Consider the following 15,578-nt stretch of genomic DNA (forward strand, 5'->3'; position numbering starts at 1 on the left):
CCCCAAATTATCTAGAATTAACACATTATTTGTAGTATTCCTTATACCACTTAGCAAACTTCTCAAGACCTTTTGCCAGTCCAGTACTCGGCTTGAACCCAAAGTCCTTTACTAGCTCATCTACATCCGCATAAGTCTGATAAACATCGCCCGGTTGCATCGGCAACAGTTCCTTCTCAGCAGGCAGTGTAATAATGCCCTCGGCCATCAAACACTTTTCCAGTGTCTCAACAAAATACATCAGGCTTTCTGGCTGGTTATTTCCGATGTTATAAACTTTGTACTTCACACCATCCTCGTTGAAATCAGGTGATTTTTGCATGACATTCACAACTCCTGTGACAATATCATCTATGTAAGTAAAATCACGATACATATCACCATAGTTGAAAATCTGAATTTTCTGCCCCTTAACCATCTTATTAGTAAAGCCAAAGTATGCCATGTCCGGTCGACCTGCAGGGCCATAAACGGTAAAAAAGCGAAGCCCTGTAGATGGGATACCATAAAGCTTTGAATATGCATGAGCCATCAACTCATTAGATTTCTTAGTTGCAGCATAGAGAGATACAGGATTGTCCACCTTATCTTCTGTAGCATACGGCACCTTCTTGTTTGATCCATAAACAGAACTGGAACTTGCATATACCAAATGCTCAACACCAGTACAGCCTTCATCATAAGAATAACGGCATGCTTCAAGGATATTAAAAAAGCCCATCAAATTGCTCTCCACATAGGCCCTTGGGTTAGTGATGGAATAACGAACACCTGCTTGTGCTGCAAGGTTCACCACAATTTGAGGCTTGTATATACTGAAGATATCATCCACTACTGTTTTATCCGCAATGCTTCCTTTAATAAATGTGAAAGCCGTGTTCTGCTGAAGTTCTGCAAGACGCATTTCTTTCAGACCAACATCATAATAATCATTCATATTGTCAATACCGATAAGCCTAATACCTTCGAATGTTTTCAACAACTCCCTTGCTAGATAAGAACCTATAAAACCCGCTATTCCCGTAATAAGAATAGTTTTATTTTTCAAATCAATATTAAAATTCGTCATAATACTCTCCTTGCTAATTATATTTCTATTTTTGTCATATCATATTTACTGTTGCCAACCTTTAGAACTTTCTTTACAACTTCTAGTGCCAATACATAAATTCTATCCTCTTGGTGGCATATTACAATGTGCAAAGCTACACCCATTTCACCTATCAATCTCAATAAGTTACAATAACTCCACTATATGTTCCCTATTGACAGATAACGCCCCCAACGATTAACAATCAATAAGTGCCTCAAAAGAATAGTATCTCTGTTAAGCAAAGTCTAATATTAAATATCTAATAAATCCTCTATATAATTTCCATATGAATTATTTAACTTACTACTTGTAATATAATTTCTCAACTCGTCTTTTGTAATAAATTTACTCTTTAAAGCAATTTCCTCAAGGCATGCTATATAAAGCCCTTGCCTTTCTTGAATAGTTTGAATAAAGTTAGACGCCTTAAGCAGGTCAGAGTGCGTCCCTGTATCTAGCCAGGCCATACCTCTTCCAAATAGCTCTACCTTAAGCTTTTCTTTCCTTAAAAACTCCATATTTAAATCGGTAATTTCCAGCTCACCTCTTTGTGAAGGCTTTAAACTCTTCGCAATATCCACTACACTGTTATCATAAAAATATAAGCCGGGAACTGCATAATTGGATTTCGGATTTTTAGGTTTTTCCTCGATGGATATAACATTGTTATTCTCATCAAATTCAACAACACCATATGCTGAAGGATTTTTTACATAATATCCGAAAATTGTAGCTCCATCTTTTCTTTCCACTGCTTTTTTCAAGATCTGATCAAATGATTGACCATAGAATATGTTGTCTCCAAGAATAAGGGCTACGTTGTCATCCCCTATAAACTCGTCACCAATTATAAAGGCTTGTGCAAGTCCATTTGGCTCAGGCTGTACTGCATAGGAAAACCGGACCCCTAAATTACTTCCATCTCCAAGAAGACCTTCAAACAAAGGTAAATCCCTGGGAGTAGAAATTATAAGTATTTCACGTATTCCTGCCAGCATTAACACCGATAATGGATAATAGATCATAGGTTTATCATATATTGGAAGGAGTTGTTTCGAAATTCCCTTAGTTATAGGATGTAATCGTGTTCCTGCTCCCCCAGCAAGTACTATACCTTTCATGCTTAATTCCCCTTATACTTATATTTAAGAAACTCTTTCATCTTTTTTTTCGTACATTTGTCTGTAATATTCCTGATATTGGCCCGATGTAACATTTTCAATCCATTTTGCATTTTTAAGGTACCACTTTATCGTCTCAACAATACCCTGTTCAAATGCCGTCTCTGGCAGCCATCCGATTTCAGATGAAATTTTTGCGGGATCAATAGCATATCTTCTGTCATGACCTTTTCTATCCTTCACAAATTTTATAAGCTCATCGGAAATATGGTTTCTTCTTGGATCGCTTTCATCCAAAGTATTCTGCACCGTTTTGATTATCGTCTTTATAATCTCTATATTCTGCCTCTCGTTGTGCCCGCCAATATTATATACTTCACCTAGTTTGCCGTTATTAATAACCTGATCAATTGCAAGACAATGATCCTCAACATACAACCAGTCCCTTATGTTTTTTCCATCTCCATAAACAGGAAGTTCCTTACCGCTTAATACATTATTTATAACCAAAGGAATTAACTTTTCAGGGAATTGGTATCTTCCATAATTGTTGCTGCATCTTGTTATATTTACTGGCATTTTATAAGTATCAAAATATGCCTTTACAATCATATCCGCTGCAGCTTTACTTGCAGAATAAGGACTGTGGGGATCAAGAGGAGTATTTTCAGTAAAATATCCTTCATGCTCTAATGAACCATATACCTCATCAGTAGAAACCTGTAAAAACTTCTTTCCGGGTAAAAATGTGTCATCTTCCTTTTCCCAATAATTCTTTGCAATATTTAACAAGCACTGAGTTCCCAAAACATTTGTCCTTACAAATACCTCCGGATCTTTTATACTCCTGTCCACATGGCTCTCTGCTGCAAAGTTCACCACATAATCTATTTCATTATTTTTAAATATCTCCTCAATTTTATCCTTATCACATATATCAGCCTTGATAAAGGTGTAATTCTCTTTGTTCTCAAGACCCTTTAAGTTTTCAAGATTGCCTGCATATGTAAGCAAATCTACATTAATAATTCTTATACTATTACCATACTTATTTATCATACAATGTATAAAATTCGACCCAATAAAACCTGCTCCACCGGTAACCAAATATGTTTTCATGTTATCCCTGCCTTTTCAAATATATTTCCAGAGCTTCTTGCCATTCTTTAAACATATAGCTTGATGTCCTCTTAAGCATATAATTTTCCAAAACTGAATACTTAGGTCTTGGTGTAGGACTTGGATACTCCTCTGTTGAACAAGAAAGTACCTTTGTTGTTATTCCTTTCTTAAGGAATATTTCTTTTGTAAATTCATACCATGTACACTGTCCCTCACATGTTCCATGAAAAAGTCCATAGTTTTCAGTATCAATCAGACATCTAATCATCCTTGTGAGCTCTTCCGTACTTGTAGGAGTTCCTCGCTGATCATCTACAACCTTTATTTCATCCTTGGCTTTCGAAAGTTCCAACATTGTTCTGACAAAGTTTTTCCCTTCACCATAGAGCCATGCTGTTCTTATAATAAAATGCTTGTCATTAAACAACCGGACAAAATTCTCACCTTCAAGCTTTGTTTTACCATAGGCTGTTTTCGGATAAGTATCATCAAATTCCATATAAGGTCTTATATTATTATCTTTTAATACACCTGCACCATCAAACACATAATCCGTTGATATATGTACTATTTTTGCATTTACTTCCTTCGATGCAATGGAAAGATTTCTAGGACCTATCGCATTAACAGCAAACGCACTGTCAAAATCTTTTTCGCAAGCATCTACATTCGTATAAGCAGCACAATTGATAATAGCATCAGGACTGACCCTTCTAACCATGGATAAAACTTCATCGAGATTTGTGATATTTATTTCCTTTAAATCTACTGCAGTAATATCGTAACAACTCTTATCAAATTGACGTAAAACTTCTTTTCCCAACTGTCCTTCTGACCCTGTCACTATAACCTTCATTGCACACACCTCACCATCATAATCCTGTTTCTTTTAAACTTGGCAATACTTTGTCTTTTTCAGATAATATAAATTCACAGCCAATATTCGGCCAATCAATTGCAATATCTTTGTCCTTGTATATTATTCCTGCATCATATTCAGGATGATATATATTTGTAGTCTTATACGAAAACTCCGTATCGTCTTCCATTGTCAAAAAGGCATGTCCAAATCCTTCTGGAATGTAAAACATCGTTTTATTTTCTTCCGTCAATTCAATAGCATACCATTTTCCAAAAGTCTCACTACCTTTTCTTAGGTCTACCGCAACATCATAGACCCTTCCTTTTATAACCCTTACCAATTTGCCTTGAGCATATTTAGTTTGGAAATGAATTCCTCTAAGTACACCTTTTTTTGATTTTGAATGATTGTCCTGAACAAATTCCATATTGAGACCCAGTTCCTCAAAAGATGCCTTGTTATAGGACTCCATGAAAAATCCCCTACTGTCTCCAAAAACCTTTGATTCGATAATTACCAAGTCTCTAATACCTGTTTGCTTTATTGAAAAGTTATTCATATTATTCAAATCCATCCCCTATCACATTATTATAATTCAATTACCTATACATCTAGTAATAACTTTCGTCTATTTATACTCGTAATTGTAATAGCTAGCTCTTCCTGTATCTATTTTTGTTAGAACAGCACCAACAATGTTAGAATTAACACTGTCAAGAGCCTTCTTAGCTCTCTTTGCCATATCTATTCTTGTTTGACTGCTGGCACATACAAGTACCGTTCCATCTGCTATACCTGCAAGAATAGCAGCGTCTGTAACTTGTCCCACAGGTGGAGTATCAATTATTATAAGGTCATATTCACTTTTCAATTGCTCCAGCAATTGATTCATCCTGTTTGAACTTAAAATCTCAGCAGGATTTGGAGGAATTGGTCCACTAGAAATAATATTTAGATTTGGAATTCCATCTACTGTAGCTGGCTTTACTTTTTTGCTTTCTTTATCCTCTGTAAGCATATTGGTTATACCTTCATTGTTTTTAATTCCAAAATAGAGGTGAACCTTTGGTTTTCTCAAGTCAGTATCTATCACTAAAACTTTCTTTCCTGATTTAGCAAGCGCCACAGCCATATTAACAGCTGTTACTGTTTTACCGTCACCAAGCGATGGACTCGTAACTACAATAGTCTTTAATTCTTTGTCTACACTTATATAGTGAAGATTGGTACGAATCTCTCTAAAAGCTTCAGAAGCTGGTGCTTTAGGATCATTCTTAGTAACAAGATTTTTAAGATAATCCTGTTCAAGCTGTTTCTGGTCTTTCTTCTTCTGCTTGCCCCTTTTTCCTCCTTCAAACTTCGGTACAACACCTATAAGATTCAAACCTAGTTGTTTCTCAACTTCTTCAGGCTTTTTAAATGTATAGTCCATCATTTCCAAAATATAAATCAATGCGGCGCCCAACGCTATTCCCAGTACTCCGGCTAATCCAACATTCTTTTTCTTACTAGGGCTAACAGGTGATTCAGGTATCTTTGCAGTATCAATAACCTTTACATTCTTTACTTCAATGATATCTGAAGCCATTTGTTTGATTACAAGTGCCAGTTCATTTACAACATTAGCTGCCAGCTCTGGATCTGTATCTTCATAACTTATGCTGAATATTCTTGAATCCTTTACAGTTTCAACATTTACACTGCCCTTGAACTTATTTGCATTAACACCAAGCTTTTGTTTTATGCTTTCAGCAACAAGATCGGATTTCAGTAATTCCCTATAGTCAGTTACAAGCTGATTATTTACCTGAATATCAGCAAAACTTAAACTTGCAAGTTTACCAGATTCCTTACCTAAAAAAAGCGTTGTCTGGGCTTTATAGACAGGCTTTATGTAGTATTGAGTTATTGCAAAGGAAGATCCTACAGCTATAATAAAGCAAATCGCTATTAAATACCATTTCTTTAAGATTACAAATATAATCTCCCTTATATCAATTTCAACAAAATCATTTTTCTCCATCCTACTAAATCCCCTTTTCTAATTAATTAAACTTCAGATAACAAATATGAATACTCATAAAATAGTTCTTTAGCGCGTTCATAGTCTCCACCAAGCGTATTTTTCAAGTACGCTTTGAGTTGTGTCGTCTCTTCATCATCAAGACCATCATCCATTAGTCCTTGAATATAACCTATATTTACTGATGAATAGATTCTTCTAAAATCTGCAAGGTCATTAGGATCAATCTCATCTCTATGTTCCTCTATCTTTCTATCAACCCAACTCCCTGAAGTTGCTTTCTCTGTTTTTGCAGGAGTAGGTTCAATACCCTTTCCATCAGTAACAACTGACTCTGCCGATTCCACACCATTATCTACTTCTGTAGTTTTCGGCGTAGCAGATGGAGTTGGAATCACTAGAGATACATCTGATGTGTACTTGGTACTTGCTGAAACCGAAGGTGTCTCAAGCCTAACATCACTAGTAGCCTCATTTATAACTTCATTATCAACTCTTTGAGTACTTAATTTGACCGGTGTTTTTGTCTCTGATAGTCCTCCCTCAGGATTATCTCTTGTTGTGCTATCTCTATTCAATAAGATAGGCACTAAAAAACCTGCACATACAGTCAGCAGTACAGCAAGGATTAAAACAACCCCTTTTTTCATTTAATTACTCCTTTAACCCAAGAACTATATTAATTTATTTGCATAATGTTGTCAATTCATTTAATGTAGCATCTTACATATTTAGACGTAATTTTCTCAATAATCCTGTCACTCCTAGACGTTTTTTTACGGCACACATAGACAATATACCCTCATTATCAAGCACCCTTTGAGGATTATAATGCATTATTCTTTCAGTATTTTCTGCTCCACAAATCTGGGAAATCTTTTTCTCTATTTCCCGAACATTTGACAACATTCTATCTTCTCCATGAGAATCAGAAGCGACAAGGTGAACCATTCCAGACTTTAATAGTTCTGTAGCAGCTTTTTTCGCACTTTTACCATGAGAACCCATTATGCTTCCTGAATTGATTTGTAGTAGTATGCCTTTGTCGACCAGCTTCTTTAAGAGTTTACCTTTTCTATAACTTGAGCAATAGCGTTCAGGGTGAGCTACTATCGGAGTGAAACCTTCCAATTGCATAGCAAACAAAAGATCCGATATATACATTGGAATAATCTCAAATGGAAACTCAATAAGTATGTATCTTGAATCATTTAATGAAAGAATTTCTTTTCTTCTTATTCTTTCGATAGTATCATGAGACGAAAAGACTTCCATACCAGAAAATATCTCAATATCAAGATCTTCTTTATCAACTTCTTTTTGAAGGAGTGTTACCCTTTCTTTTATCTCTTCTGTAGCAGGAAAATAACTATCACCACTGATAAAATGTGGAGTTGCAATAATCTTTTTTATACCATTCTGATTAAGCTTTCTACATAAAGCCATTGACTGCTCTAAGCTCTGTGGTCCATCATCCAATCCATAGAGTATATGACAATGAATATCTACTATCAAAATACATTCCCTCAACTTTAGGCACATAATATAGTAATAATATAATTATACTTCCTGACAGTATAAAATGCAAAGCTTAAATAAATAACTTTAGGCAACTAGTTATATAACCAGTTGCCTAATTAAACTAAATGCTTCTATATTTATAACTTGAAATGCTGTTAATTACTTAATATACACTTTTATAAGTTATTCTCCAGCTTTCTTTTCTCCTGACTTTTCCAAGCCCTTGATACATTGTGAAATAACATTAGCAGCTTCTGCTCTAGTTACATCCTTTTTAGGTTTAAAGCTGTTATCGGGATAACCTACTACATATCCCAACTCTACAGACTTGGCAATATATCCTGCAGACCAGCTTCCGATATCTTTCTTATCTGTAAAGTTTAGTACAGGAGATTCAACAGCTTGGTACAAATAAGCCTTCAATACCATTACAACCATTTCTTCTCTTGTCAATTTATTTGAAGGTCTAAACGTATTGTCTTCATAACCTACGATTATATTCTTCTCAACAGCAGCCTGGATATATCCAGCAGCCCATGAAGGAATATCTTTATTGTCTTTAAACTTAAGACCCGGAGTTGCTGCCGGTTCAAGTCCAATAGCTTTAGCAATAACTACAGCCATTTCTGCTCTTGTAATCTGTCTATCAGGTTTAACTGTACCATCAGTATATCCTGTTATTATTTTCTTTGCTGCAAGTTCCAGTATACTAACCTTTGCCCAATGTGTATCAGTTAGATCAGTGAAAGGATTTGCCGCAGGTCCATCAGTTACCTTAGGTTCAGTTACAACTGGTGTTACAGCAGGTTTATATGTTTGATTTGATGCTGATGTTCCAGCAGGTGTTGGCGTTGGTGTAGATATTGAAGTTCCTGTAGATGTCGGTTTAGAAGTTTGTGTAGGTGTTACTTTAGCGGTTGTAGTTGATGTTGGTGTTACAGTTGGTGTAAATGTCTGAGTTATTTCATTAGGATCAGGTAAGTTTCCACCATAGCCTAGATTTTTATCACCCAATAACTTCTTAAAATTATATATCTGTTCATTGGAATGCGCATTAACGATCGCCTCAAATTCAGCTATATAATCATCAAATGAATAAATCCCTCTTTTAGTTAGTGTATCCATAGATCTAACAACTATATCTAACTTTGATTTAAACAATGTGTAGACTGCATTCTTAGATAAATCAACATTTATTTTATACTTATTCGAAGAATCATCAAATATAAAATAATCATCGCCTGACATTCCTTTTATTGTCCCAAGAATTTTGGCAAAAAACAGGAAGCCCTTTTCATCGTCATAGTTACCAGTAAATGCAAAATTGATTCGTTCATGAATGTCACTAAAACCGCTTGTATCATACCCTTCGTTATCAATAGGAATTAAAGAAAGTGCAGATTTAATATATTCCCTTTTATCATCAGAATAAGAAGCAATAGCTGCCAAGGCTGCATTTATGTCCTCGCTAGGCATTGAACCAAAAATTTTCTGAGCCTTTTCTCTAGCAGTTGCCATATCTCCATTCTTTATTGCCATAAGTATTTCATTAGCAAAAATGTCTCTTTCTGCCTTACTAAGTGAAATCAGTTCAATGTATATTTTTTGAATAGCACTAACAGTTGGTTCATCTATAGTAGGTTTTTTCAAAGCACCTTTATATCCTAGATCCTGATTCACTAAGAACCTTTTGAAGTTATATATTTCCATATTATAATGAGCATTTATTTCTTGCTCAACATAAGTAACGAAACCGTCGAAAGTAGTTATACCTCTAAGTTTTAAAGATTGAATCATACCTATAAGTTTGTTAAGTTCACTCTTTAAATCAGTTGTAGTTTCTACTTTTATATCTAATTTATAAACATCTTTGGAATCATCATAAAAAGCTTCTTTTCCTGTAAGTGTTTTCAAGTTATCGAATATGCTGACAAACAACTCAATACCTCTGTCATCATAGTAATCACCGGTAACTTCAAAGTTAATTATCTTTCTTATACGCTGAAAACCAAATAAAGTGTACTCCTCTGCGTCGATAGCACTCAATTCATAGTTCTCAATTATTAATAAAAGACTACTCTTATATGTACTTGAATAATTTACGAAAGATTTAAGTGCTGCAGTTATGTCTTCATCGCTTAACGGAAGTATATCACTAACTTCATCAACATAATCTTTATAGTTGCTGCTGTTTGCACTTTTAAGTACATTAACCAAATCAGTTCTGGCACTGTCATCAAGATCAATCGCCTCAAGAATCACTTTCTGCATTGGATCGATGTCAGTTCCCATACCATATGTCACACTAAACATCATTCCAAAAACCAGTACTGTACTCAAAACCAAGCACATAATCTTACGCGAGAGTTTTGTTACATTTTTACTCACTAAAATTCCCCCCTAGGTAAAATACATAATATAATAACATGCTGCTTTCTCCCTTAAAAAGCCAACAGCACATTACTTTCACAGTAAACTAAAATTCCTTCAAGTTACTTTGTGCATGTAATATTAAGTAGATCAAATGAAGTCAAAAAGAAAATATCGTTTGCTAAAAATTATATATAAATCATTTCTTTATTTTTCTATTATGTATACATTTTTCTATTACATTAATTAATAACATAGTAGCACAACTCATAAAGTATTTCAATAGAATTTGACATTTGTTTATATTATTTTTGGACCTAGTTCTTTGCCGCCTATTAAATGGTAGTGTAGATGAAACACTGTCTGTCCCGCTTCTTCGCCGCAATTTGTTATGAGCCTGAAGCCTTTGTCAGCAACTCCCATCTCGCCTGCAATCTTTTTTGCCGCCAGATGAATATCCTTTAGAATGTCAAGATTTTGCTCATTAAGATCCATAACATTCTTAATGTGAACCTTGGGAATTATCAAAACGTGCACCGGCGCTACAGGATTAATGTCCTTAAACGCCAGTACCTTATCATCTTCATAAACAATTGTTGAAGGTATTTCCCTGTTTATTATTTTGCAAAAAATACAATTTTCCATGTAGTTTCACCTTCCTATTTTATTTGAGCTTCAATAACCTTTATTGAATAGTCTATTGCTTCATCAATCTTTGAGAGATCCTTTCCTCCAGCCTGAGCCATATCAGGTCTCCCGCCGCCGCCACCTCCGGCGATCTTTGCCACTTCCTTAATAATATTTCCTGAATGTATTCCCTTTGCAACAACATCTTTCGTTGCCATTACTACGAAACTTACCTTGCCTTCATATCCGCTTCCCAAAACTACTACTCCAGAGCCCATTTTATTTCTAATTGTGTCGCCTGTATTTCTCAATGCTTCCATATCCAGTTGGTCAAACCTTGCCTTTACTACTTTTACGCCTTTAACCTCAACAGCATTTGAAAATACTTCATCCAGAGAACCGCTTACCAATTTGCTTCTAAGTTGTTCAATTTCCTTTTGGGCACTCTTTAATTCAATCGCCATAGCTTCTATTCTTTTCACGCTGTCCTGAGGCGAGCTCTTTAGAGCACTTGAAACCTCATTTATAAGTTTTTCTCTTTCATGTAAATAAGCTAATGCAGCTTCACCAGTCAATGCTTCGATTCTTCTTACTCCTGCTGCTACTCCACTTTCACTTAAAATCTTTACAAACCCAGCCTGGGATGTAGATTTAAGGTGAGTTCCACCACAAAACTCCATACTGTAATCAGCTATCTTTACAACTCTTACTATATTTCCGTACTTTTCACCAAAGAGAGCAGTAGCACCCAATTTTTTAGCTTCGTCAATCGGCATTTCCTTTACATCCACTATTAAGCTTTCAAGTATCTTTTCGTTAACTTCACTCTCAACTTTTGCAATCTCTTCAGAAGTCATAGCTGAAAAATGTGCAAAGTCAAATCTCAATCTGTCAGGTTCTACTAATGAACCAGCCTGGTGTACATGTGTACCCAATACATTTCTCAATGCCTTTTGAAGAAGATGTGTTGTTGTATGGTTTCTTGCAATGGAAGTTCTTCTTCTTATATCTATAGATGCCTTTACATCAGCACCAGTCTCAAGAGTTCCCTTTTCCACAACTCCGGTATGAAGATACTTCCCATCGTCAGTCTTTTTACAGTCTTCTATTCTTATCCTGACATCATTTCCTTCTATGTAACCTTCATCACCTACTTGTCCACCGCTTGCAGCATAGAATGGAGTTTTATCAAGTATAACAGTGACCGACTCCCCTTCTTTTGCTGTTTGAACAACCTCATCATTCTTTATTATATATAAAACTTTAGCTTCTGCAACGTTTTCCGAATATCCTACGAATTGTGACTTCAAATTTTTGTCAAGGCTTGAGTAGATATCGTCAGACCATGCTGAGCTTTGCTTGCTGAGGTAATCTTCCCTGCCAATAATCCTATGTTCAAGCATCTTTGCCTTAAAACCTTCTTCATCAATAGCAAGACCATTTTCTTCTGATATTTCCCGGGTAAGATCAATAGGGAATCCATAAGTACTGTGTAGTTCATAAGCCATTGTCCCGGTTATTGTTTCAGCATTTTTCGCCTTTGTCTCTTCTATGTATTTATTCAATATAATTAATCCCTGATCAATGGTTAAATCAAATTTCTCTTCTTCGATTCTAATTACCTTCTGTATATATTCTCTTTTCTCCTCTAATTCAGGATATGCTTCTCTTGATTCATTTATAACTATCATGGAAATATCGTATAGGAAAGGCTTGTTGATTCCCAAAAGTTTCCCATGTCTTGCAGCCCTTCTGAGAAGTCTTCTTAATACATATCCTCTTCCCTCATTGGATGGAATGACACCATCGGAAACCATCATTGTAGTACTTCTGATGTGGTCTGTTATTACCCTAATCGAAATATCCGTTTTATCCGATTCATGGTACTTTACATCTGCTGTTTTACACACATATTCAAGTACATTCCTTACTGTATCAACTTCAAAGAGGTTCTCCACATCCTGGGAAATACATGCCAACCTTTCAAGCCCCATCCCTGTATCTATATTCGGATTTGGAAGTTTTGTATAATTACCTTCTTCATCTTTATTAAACTGTGTGAAAACATTATTCCAGAATTCAATAAACCTGTCACACTCACAGCCAACCTTACAGTCAGGTTTGCCACAGCCTCTTTCCACACCTCTGTCATAATATATTTCAGAGCATGGGCCGCATGGACCTGTACCGTGTTCCCAGAAATTATCCTTCTTTCCCATCCTCACTATTCTCTCAGGCGGAAGTCCTACGTCTTTATTCCATATTTCGAAAGCTTCATCATCATCCTCGTATATTGTAACCCAAAGCTTGTCTACAGGCATTTTAAGATCTTCTGTGATAAATTCCCACGCCCATGGTATTGCCTCTTTCTTGAAATAATCGCCGAAAGAAAAGTTCCCAAGCATTTCAAAAAATGTACCATGTCTGGCAGTCTTACCTACGTTCTCAATATCAGGAGTTCTGATACATTTCTGGCAAGTTGCCACTCTTCTTCTTGGTGGTTCTTCTTTGCCTGTAAAATATGGCTTTAAAGGTGCCATTCCTGAATTTATCAATAAAAGGCTTGGATCATTCTGAGGTACGAGTGGAAAACTTGGAAGTCTCAAGTGTCCCTTACCTTCAAAAAACTTAAGATATCTTTCTCTTAATTCATTCAACCCTAATTTCTGCATCTTATTCTTCCTCTCCTGAAACTTTATAAATTTAAAAACTCTCTACCTGATTTACAAATAGTGGGTGAGAGTTTCTCTTAATTTCTTTATTTATCAGTAAAATTATATAAGAGTATTTTTTTAGTGTCAAGGACTTTGGATGCAACTACACTATCGACTCAATAGTTCTTTTCCCTATAACTTTTATCATTGCAGCTATCGGTACTGAAACCAGCATACCGATTATTCCGAAAAATTCTCCTCCTATAAGCACTGCAAGTATTGTTGTGACAGGATGGAGTCCAACCCTTCCCTCTATAATCTTAGGTGATATAAATCCGTTATCCAGCTGCTGAATTATTACAAATACAATAATAGTCAACACTGCTTTCATTGGTGATTCGATAAGCGCAACTGCTACCGCAGGAATAGCTCCGATAAAGGGTCCAAAGTACGGAATTATGTTTGCAATTCCACCTATCATCCCCAGAATAAGAGGGTACTTTACTCTCACAATCATCAGCCCTATCGACTCTAAAATACCCACAATCAAAGCTGTCAGTATTTGCCCCTGTATAAAATTCGATAGAACACCGTTAATTTCTCTGCACGCTCCAATTATTCCGTTCCTCCATTTTCTTGGAACTAATGATAACGAAACATTTTTAAAATACTCTGCATCCTTTAAAATGTAATATGCAATAATCATGGAGAGGATAAGATCGAATGCTGTACTTACCGTTTTCATCAACCCTGAAAGTGTATTCTTAAGCATAACAATTATAGTATTCTCTGCAACTTGAGCACCGTTGTTTATCTCCCTGAATATGGCGCTTTTAATATCATCCGGCCACTTGCTTGCAGAAATAATATTAACCATTCCATTAAAGTTATTTCTATATTCCATGGTAATACCCGGAAGAATATTGATAAGCTCCCTTGTGTTGTTTATAAGTTGTGGAACTACAAAAATCGTCAACACAGCCAGTGAGATTCCAAAAATCAAATAGATTAGTATTATACCTATAGATCTTTTGATTTTTTTATTTTCGAGCTTTATTACCAATGGATGCAACAAATACGAAATAACAATAGCCATAATAAAAGGTATAAAAACTTTGCCTATTTTGCCGCGGTAATAGTAGATAAAAGCAACACTAACCGCCAACATTAGAAACAATAGTGAATAAAGTATCGTTTTTCTTTTTCCAGGCATTCCGCCATACCCCTTCCGGTCTTATCTATATATAGTTGTTGCCCTGAGTTATGTAGTAAAGACTGGATTTCTCCAGTCTTTATGAGGATTTGAAAGTATTTACTCCATCCTTTCGCGTATCGAAAGAATAAAAGTATATTATCTTAATAAGCTCATAACATCGCCAATAATAGACCCGGATTTTCTCATAAGGTCTAAACCTCTTCTTTTCATCCTTTTCCTTGATCTATTTCCCATAACATCGGAATTCATAGCCATTCCAACCGAAGCACCCAACATACTTCCAATTATCATACCTTTTGCAAAACCGTTATTTCTCATAATCTCACCTCTTTCCTACAGCTTATGGTTTCGTATATACAATTATCCTGCTATATGTCGTCAATAATGTTTTTAAGCCCTCTGCCCGTTTCCGTCATTTCTTCAACAGCTTCATTGTCTACAAGAATGATATCCGCTCCAAACTCAACCTTTCCAAGCAGCGGAAGCACATTTCTTCCCTTAACAAGGTCCTGGATCAAGCCGTCCGAAATCTCAACACCTTCAATAGTGCAGCTTTTATAGTCAAATACTACATCTTTGACTATACCCACATCTTTTCCTGCTTTTGAGTAAACCCTTAAGCCGATCACTTCTCCCTTGTCGATAAAATCATCAGCATTTTTAGTTTTTCTTAAATTCTTCAAAGAGCTCATATCATTTATAATTACTGCATCTGTTCCAAGATTAATTATGTCCTCTGCCAGTACAACCTTTTTGTTAAGCTCATAGCTTCTGCACTCCAGCAAAAATGCCAAAAGTCTTTTCTTCTTGGGGCAAAAAATTATATTTTTCACAACCCCAACCTTTTTTCCATCCTCAATGCAAATTACCGGCAATCCTAGAACCTCACTGTATCTTTCCATAAACATCTCTCCGTTTAAAAACTAATGTGTTTATGTCTAGAATTATTATTTCACTGTTACTATTAAA

At 35.6% G+C, this 15,578-nt stretch carries 15 protein-coding genes; all 15 read right to left on the reverse strand.

Features of this window, described 5'->3' with window-relative positions; all coding sequences use genetic code 11:
- Positions 1–25 precede the first annotated feature (25 nt).
- Complete coding sequence (locus ACECE_RS0213420; RefSeq protein ID WP_010248009.1) at positions 26–1,069, reverse strand: NAD-dependent epimerase/dehydratase family protein; 1,044 nt, start codon at positions 1,067–1,069, stop codon at positions 26–28.
- Positions 1,070–1,086: 17 nt separating this feature from the next.
- Entirely contained in the window at positions 1,087–1,215 is a 129-nt protein-coding gene (locus tag ACECE_RS31790; RefSeq protein ID WP_456049020.1) for a hypothetical protein, read from the reverse strand.
- Positions 1,216–1,344: 129 nt separating this feature from the next.
- Positions 1,345–2,214, reverse strand: coding sequence for a glucose-1-phosphate thymidylyltransferase RfbA (rfbA, locus tag ACECE_RS0213430; RefSeq protein ID WP_010248012.1), 870 nt, complete (start codon positions 2,212–2,214; stop codon positions 1,345–1,347).
- Positions 2,215–2,238: 24 nt separating this feature from the next.
- Positions 2,239–3,333 carry a dTDP-glucose 4,6-dehydratase gene (rfbB, locus tag ACECE_RS0213435; RefSeq protein WP_010248013.1) on the reverse strand — a complete coding sequence of 365 codons (1,095 nt, stop codon included), beginning with the start codon at positions 3,331–3,333 and terminating at the stop codon, positions 2,239–2,241.
- A 1-nt stretch (position 3,334) separates the two neighbouring features.
- Positions 3,335–4,192, reverse strand: coding sequence for a dTDP-4-dehydrorhamnose reductase (gene rfbD / locus ACECE_RS0213440; protein WP_010248017.1), 858 nt, complete (start codon positions 4,190–4,192; stop codon positions 3,335–3,337).
- 16 nt (positions 4,193–4,208) lie between these two features.
- A complete protein-coding gene (gene rfbC, locus ACECE_RS0213445) occupies positions 4,209–4,757 on the reverse strand; it encodes a dTDP-4-dehydrorhamnose 3,5-epimerase (protein ID WP_010248020.1) in 549 nt (182 codons plus the stop codon).
- Between the two features lie 69 nt (positions 4,758–4,826).
- A complete protein-coding gene (locus ACECE_RS0213450; RefSeq protein ID WP_010248023.1) occupies positions 4,827–6,221 on the reverse strand; it encodes a polysaccharide biosynthesis tyrosine autokinase in 1,395 nt (464 codons plus the stop codon).
- Positions 6,222–6,247: 26 nt separating this feature from the next.
- Positions 6,248–6,871 carry a hypothetical protein gene (locus ACECE_RS0213455; protein WP_010248027.1) on the reverse strand — a complete coding sequence of 208 codons (624 nt, stop codon included), beginning with the start codon at positions 6,869–6,871 and terminating at the stop codon, positions 6,248–6,250.
- A gap of 73 nt (positions 6,872–6,944) precedes the next feature.
- On the reverse strand, positions 6,945–7,763 hold the full coding sequence (locus ACECE_RS0213460) for a CpsB/CapC family capsule biosynthesis tyrosine phosphatase (protein WP_117385824.1): 819 nt from the start codon (positions 7,761–7,763) through the stop codon (positions 6,945–6,947).
- A gap of 162 nt (positions 7,764–7,925) precedes the next feature.
- Complete coding sequence (locus ACECE_RS0213465) at positions 7,926–10,130, reverse strand: S-layer homology domain-containing protein (RefSeq protein ID WP_010248033.1); 2,205 nt, start codon at positions 10,128–10,130, stop codon at positions 7,926–7,928.
- Between the two features lie 282 nt (positions 10,131–10,412).
- Positions 10,413–10,757: a histidine triad nucleotide-binding protein gene (locus tag ACECE_RS0213470; protein ID WP_010248036.1), complete on the reverse strand. Its 345-nt coding sequence runs from the start codon at positions 10,755–10,757 to the stop codon at positions 10,413–10,415.
- Between the two features lie 14 nt (positions 10,758–10,771).
- Complete coding sequence (gene alaS / locus ACECE_RS0213475) at positions 10,772–13,411, reverse strand: alanine--tRNA ligase (RefSeq protein WP_010248040.1); 2,640 nt, start codon at positions 13,409–13,411, stop codon at positions 10,772–10,774.
- Between the two features lie 145 nt (positions 13,412–13,556).
- Positions 13,557–14,606 (reverse strand): AI-2E family transporter, encoded by a 1,050-nt coding sequence (locus ACECE_RS0213480; protein ID WP_010248043.1) that lies wholly within the window; start codon positions 14,604–14,606, stop codon positions 13,557–13,559.
- A 138-nt stretch (positions 14,607–14,744) separates the two neighbouring features.
- Entirely contained in the window at positions 14,745–14,927 is a 183-nt protein-coding gene (locus ACECE_RS0213485) for a hypothetical protein (RefSeq protein ID WP_010248048.1), read from the reverse strand.
- A gap of 50 nt (positions 14,928–14,977) precedes the next feature.
- Positions 14,978–15,511 carry a PRC-barrel domain-containing protein gene (locus tag ACECE_RS0213490; protein WP_010248051.1) on the reverse strand — a complete coding sequence of 178 codons (534 nt, stop codon included), beginning with the start codon at positions 15,509–15,511 and terminating at the stop codon, positions 14,978–14,980.
- Positions 15,512–15,578: the final 67 nt, after the last annotated feature.

Origin of the sequence: Acetivibrio cellulolyticus CD2 (assembly GCF_000179595.2) — a bacterium.
GTDB classification, from domain to species: Bacteria; Bacillota; Clostridia; order Acetivibrionales; family Acetivibrionaceae; genus Acetivibrio; species Acetivibrio cellulolyticus.

Excerpts from the sequence above, each read along its gene's own strand:
- rfbD (WP_010248017.1), bottom strand. The coding sequence starts at position 4,192 with ATGAAGGTTATAGTGACAGGGTCAGAAGGACAGTTGGGAAAAGAAGTT.
- rfbC (WP_010248020.1), bottom strand. The coding sequence starts at position 4,757 with ATGAATAACTTTTCAATAAAGCAAACAGGTATTAGAGACTTGGTAATT.
- ACECE_RS31790 (WP_456049020.1), bottom strand. The coding sequence starts at position 1,215 with ATGGGTGTAGCTTTGCACATTGTAATATGCCACCAAGAGGATAGAATT.
- alaS (WP_010248040.1), bottom strand. The coding sequence starts at position 13,411 with ATGCAGAAATTAGGGTTGAATGAATTAAGAGAAAGATATCTTAAGTTT.
- ACECE_RS0213420 (WP_010248009.1), bottom strand. The coding sequence starts at position 1,069 with ATGACGAATTTTAATATTGATTTGAAAAATAAAACTATTCTTATTACG.
- rfbB (WP_010248013.1), bottom strand. The coding sequence starts at position 3,333 with ATGAAAACATATTTGGTTACCGGTGGAGCAGGTTTTATTGGGTCGAAT.
- ACECE_RS0213450 (WP_010248023.1), bottom strand. The coding sequence starts at position 6,221 with ATGGAGAAAAATGATTTTGTTGAAATTGATATAAGGGAGATTATATTT.
- ACECE_RS0213470 (WP_010248036.1), bottom strand. The coding sequence starts at position 10,757 with ATGGAAAATTGTATTTTTTGCAAAATAATAAACAGGGAAATACCTTCA.
- rfbA (WP_010248012.1), bottom strand. The coding sequence starts at position 2,214 with ATGAAAGGTATAGTACTTGCTGGGGGAGCAGGAACACGATTACATCCT.
- ACECE_RS0213490 (WP_010248051.1), bottom strand. The coding sequence starts at position 15,511 with ATGGAAAGATACAGTGAGGTTCTAGGATTGCCGGTAATTTGCATTGAG.
- ACECE_RS0213455 (WP_010248027.1), bottom strand. The coding sequence starts at position 6,871 with ATGAAAAAAGGGGTTGTTTTAATCCTTGCTGTACTGCTGACTGTATGT.
- ACECE_RS0213485 (WP_010248048.1), bottom strand. The coding sequence starts at position 14,927 with ATGAGAAATAACGGTTTTGCAAAAGGTATGATAATTGGAAGTATGTTG.
- ACECE_RS0213460 (WP_117385824.1), bottom strand. The coding sequence starts at position 7,763 with ATGTGCCTAAAGTTGAGGGAATGTATTTTGATAGTAGATATTCATTGT.
- ACECE_RS0213480 (WP_010248043.1), bottom strand. The coding sequence starts at position 14,606 with ATGCCTGGAAAAAGAAAAACGATACTTTATTCACTATTGTTTCTAATG.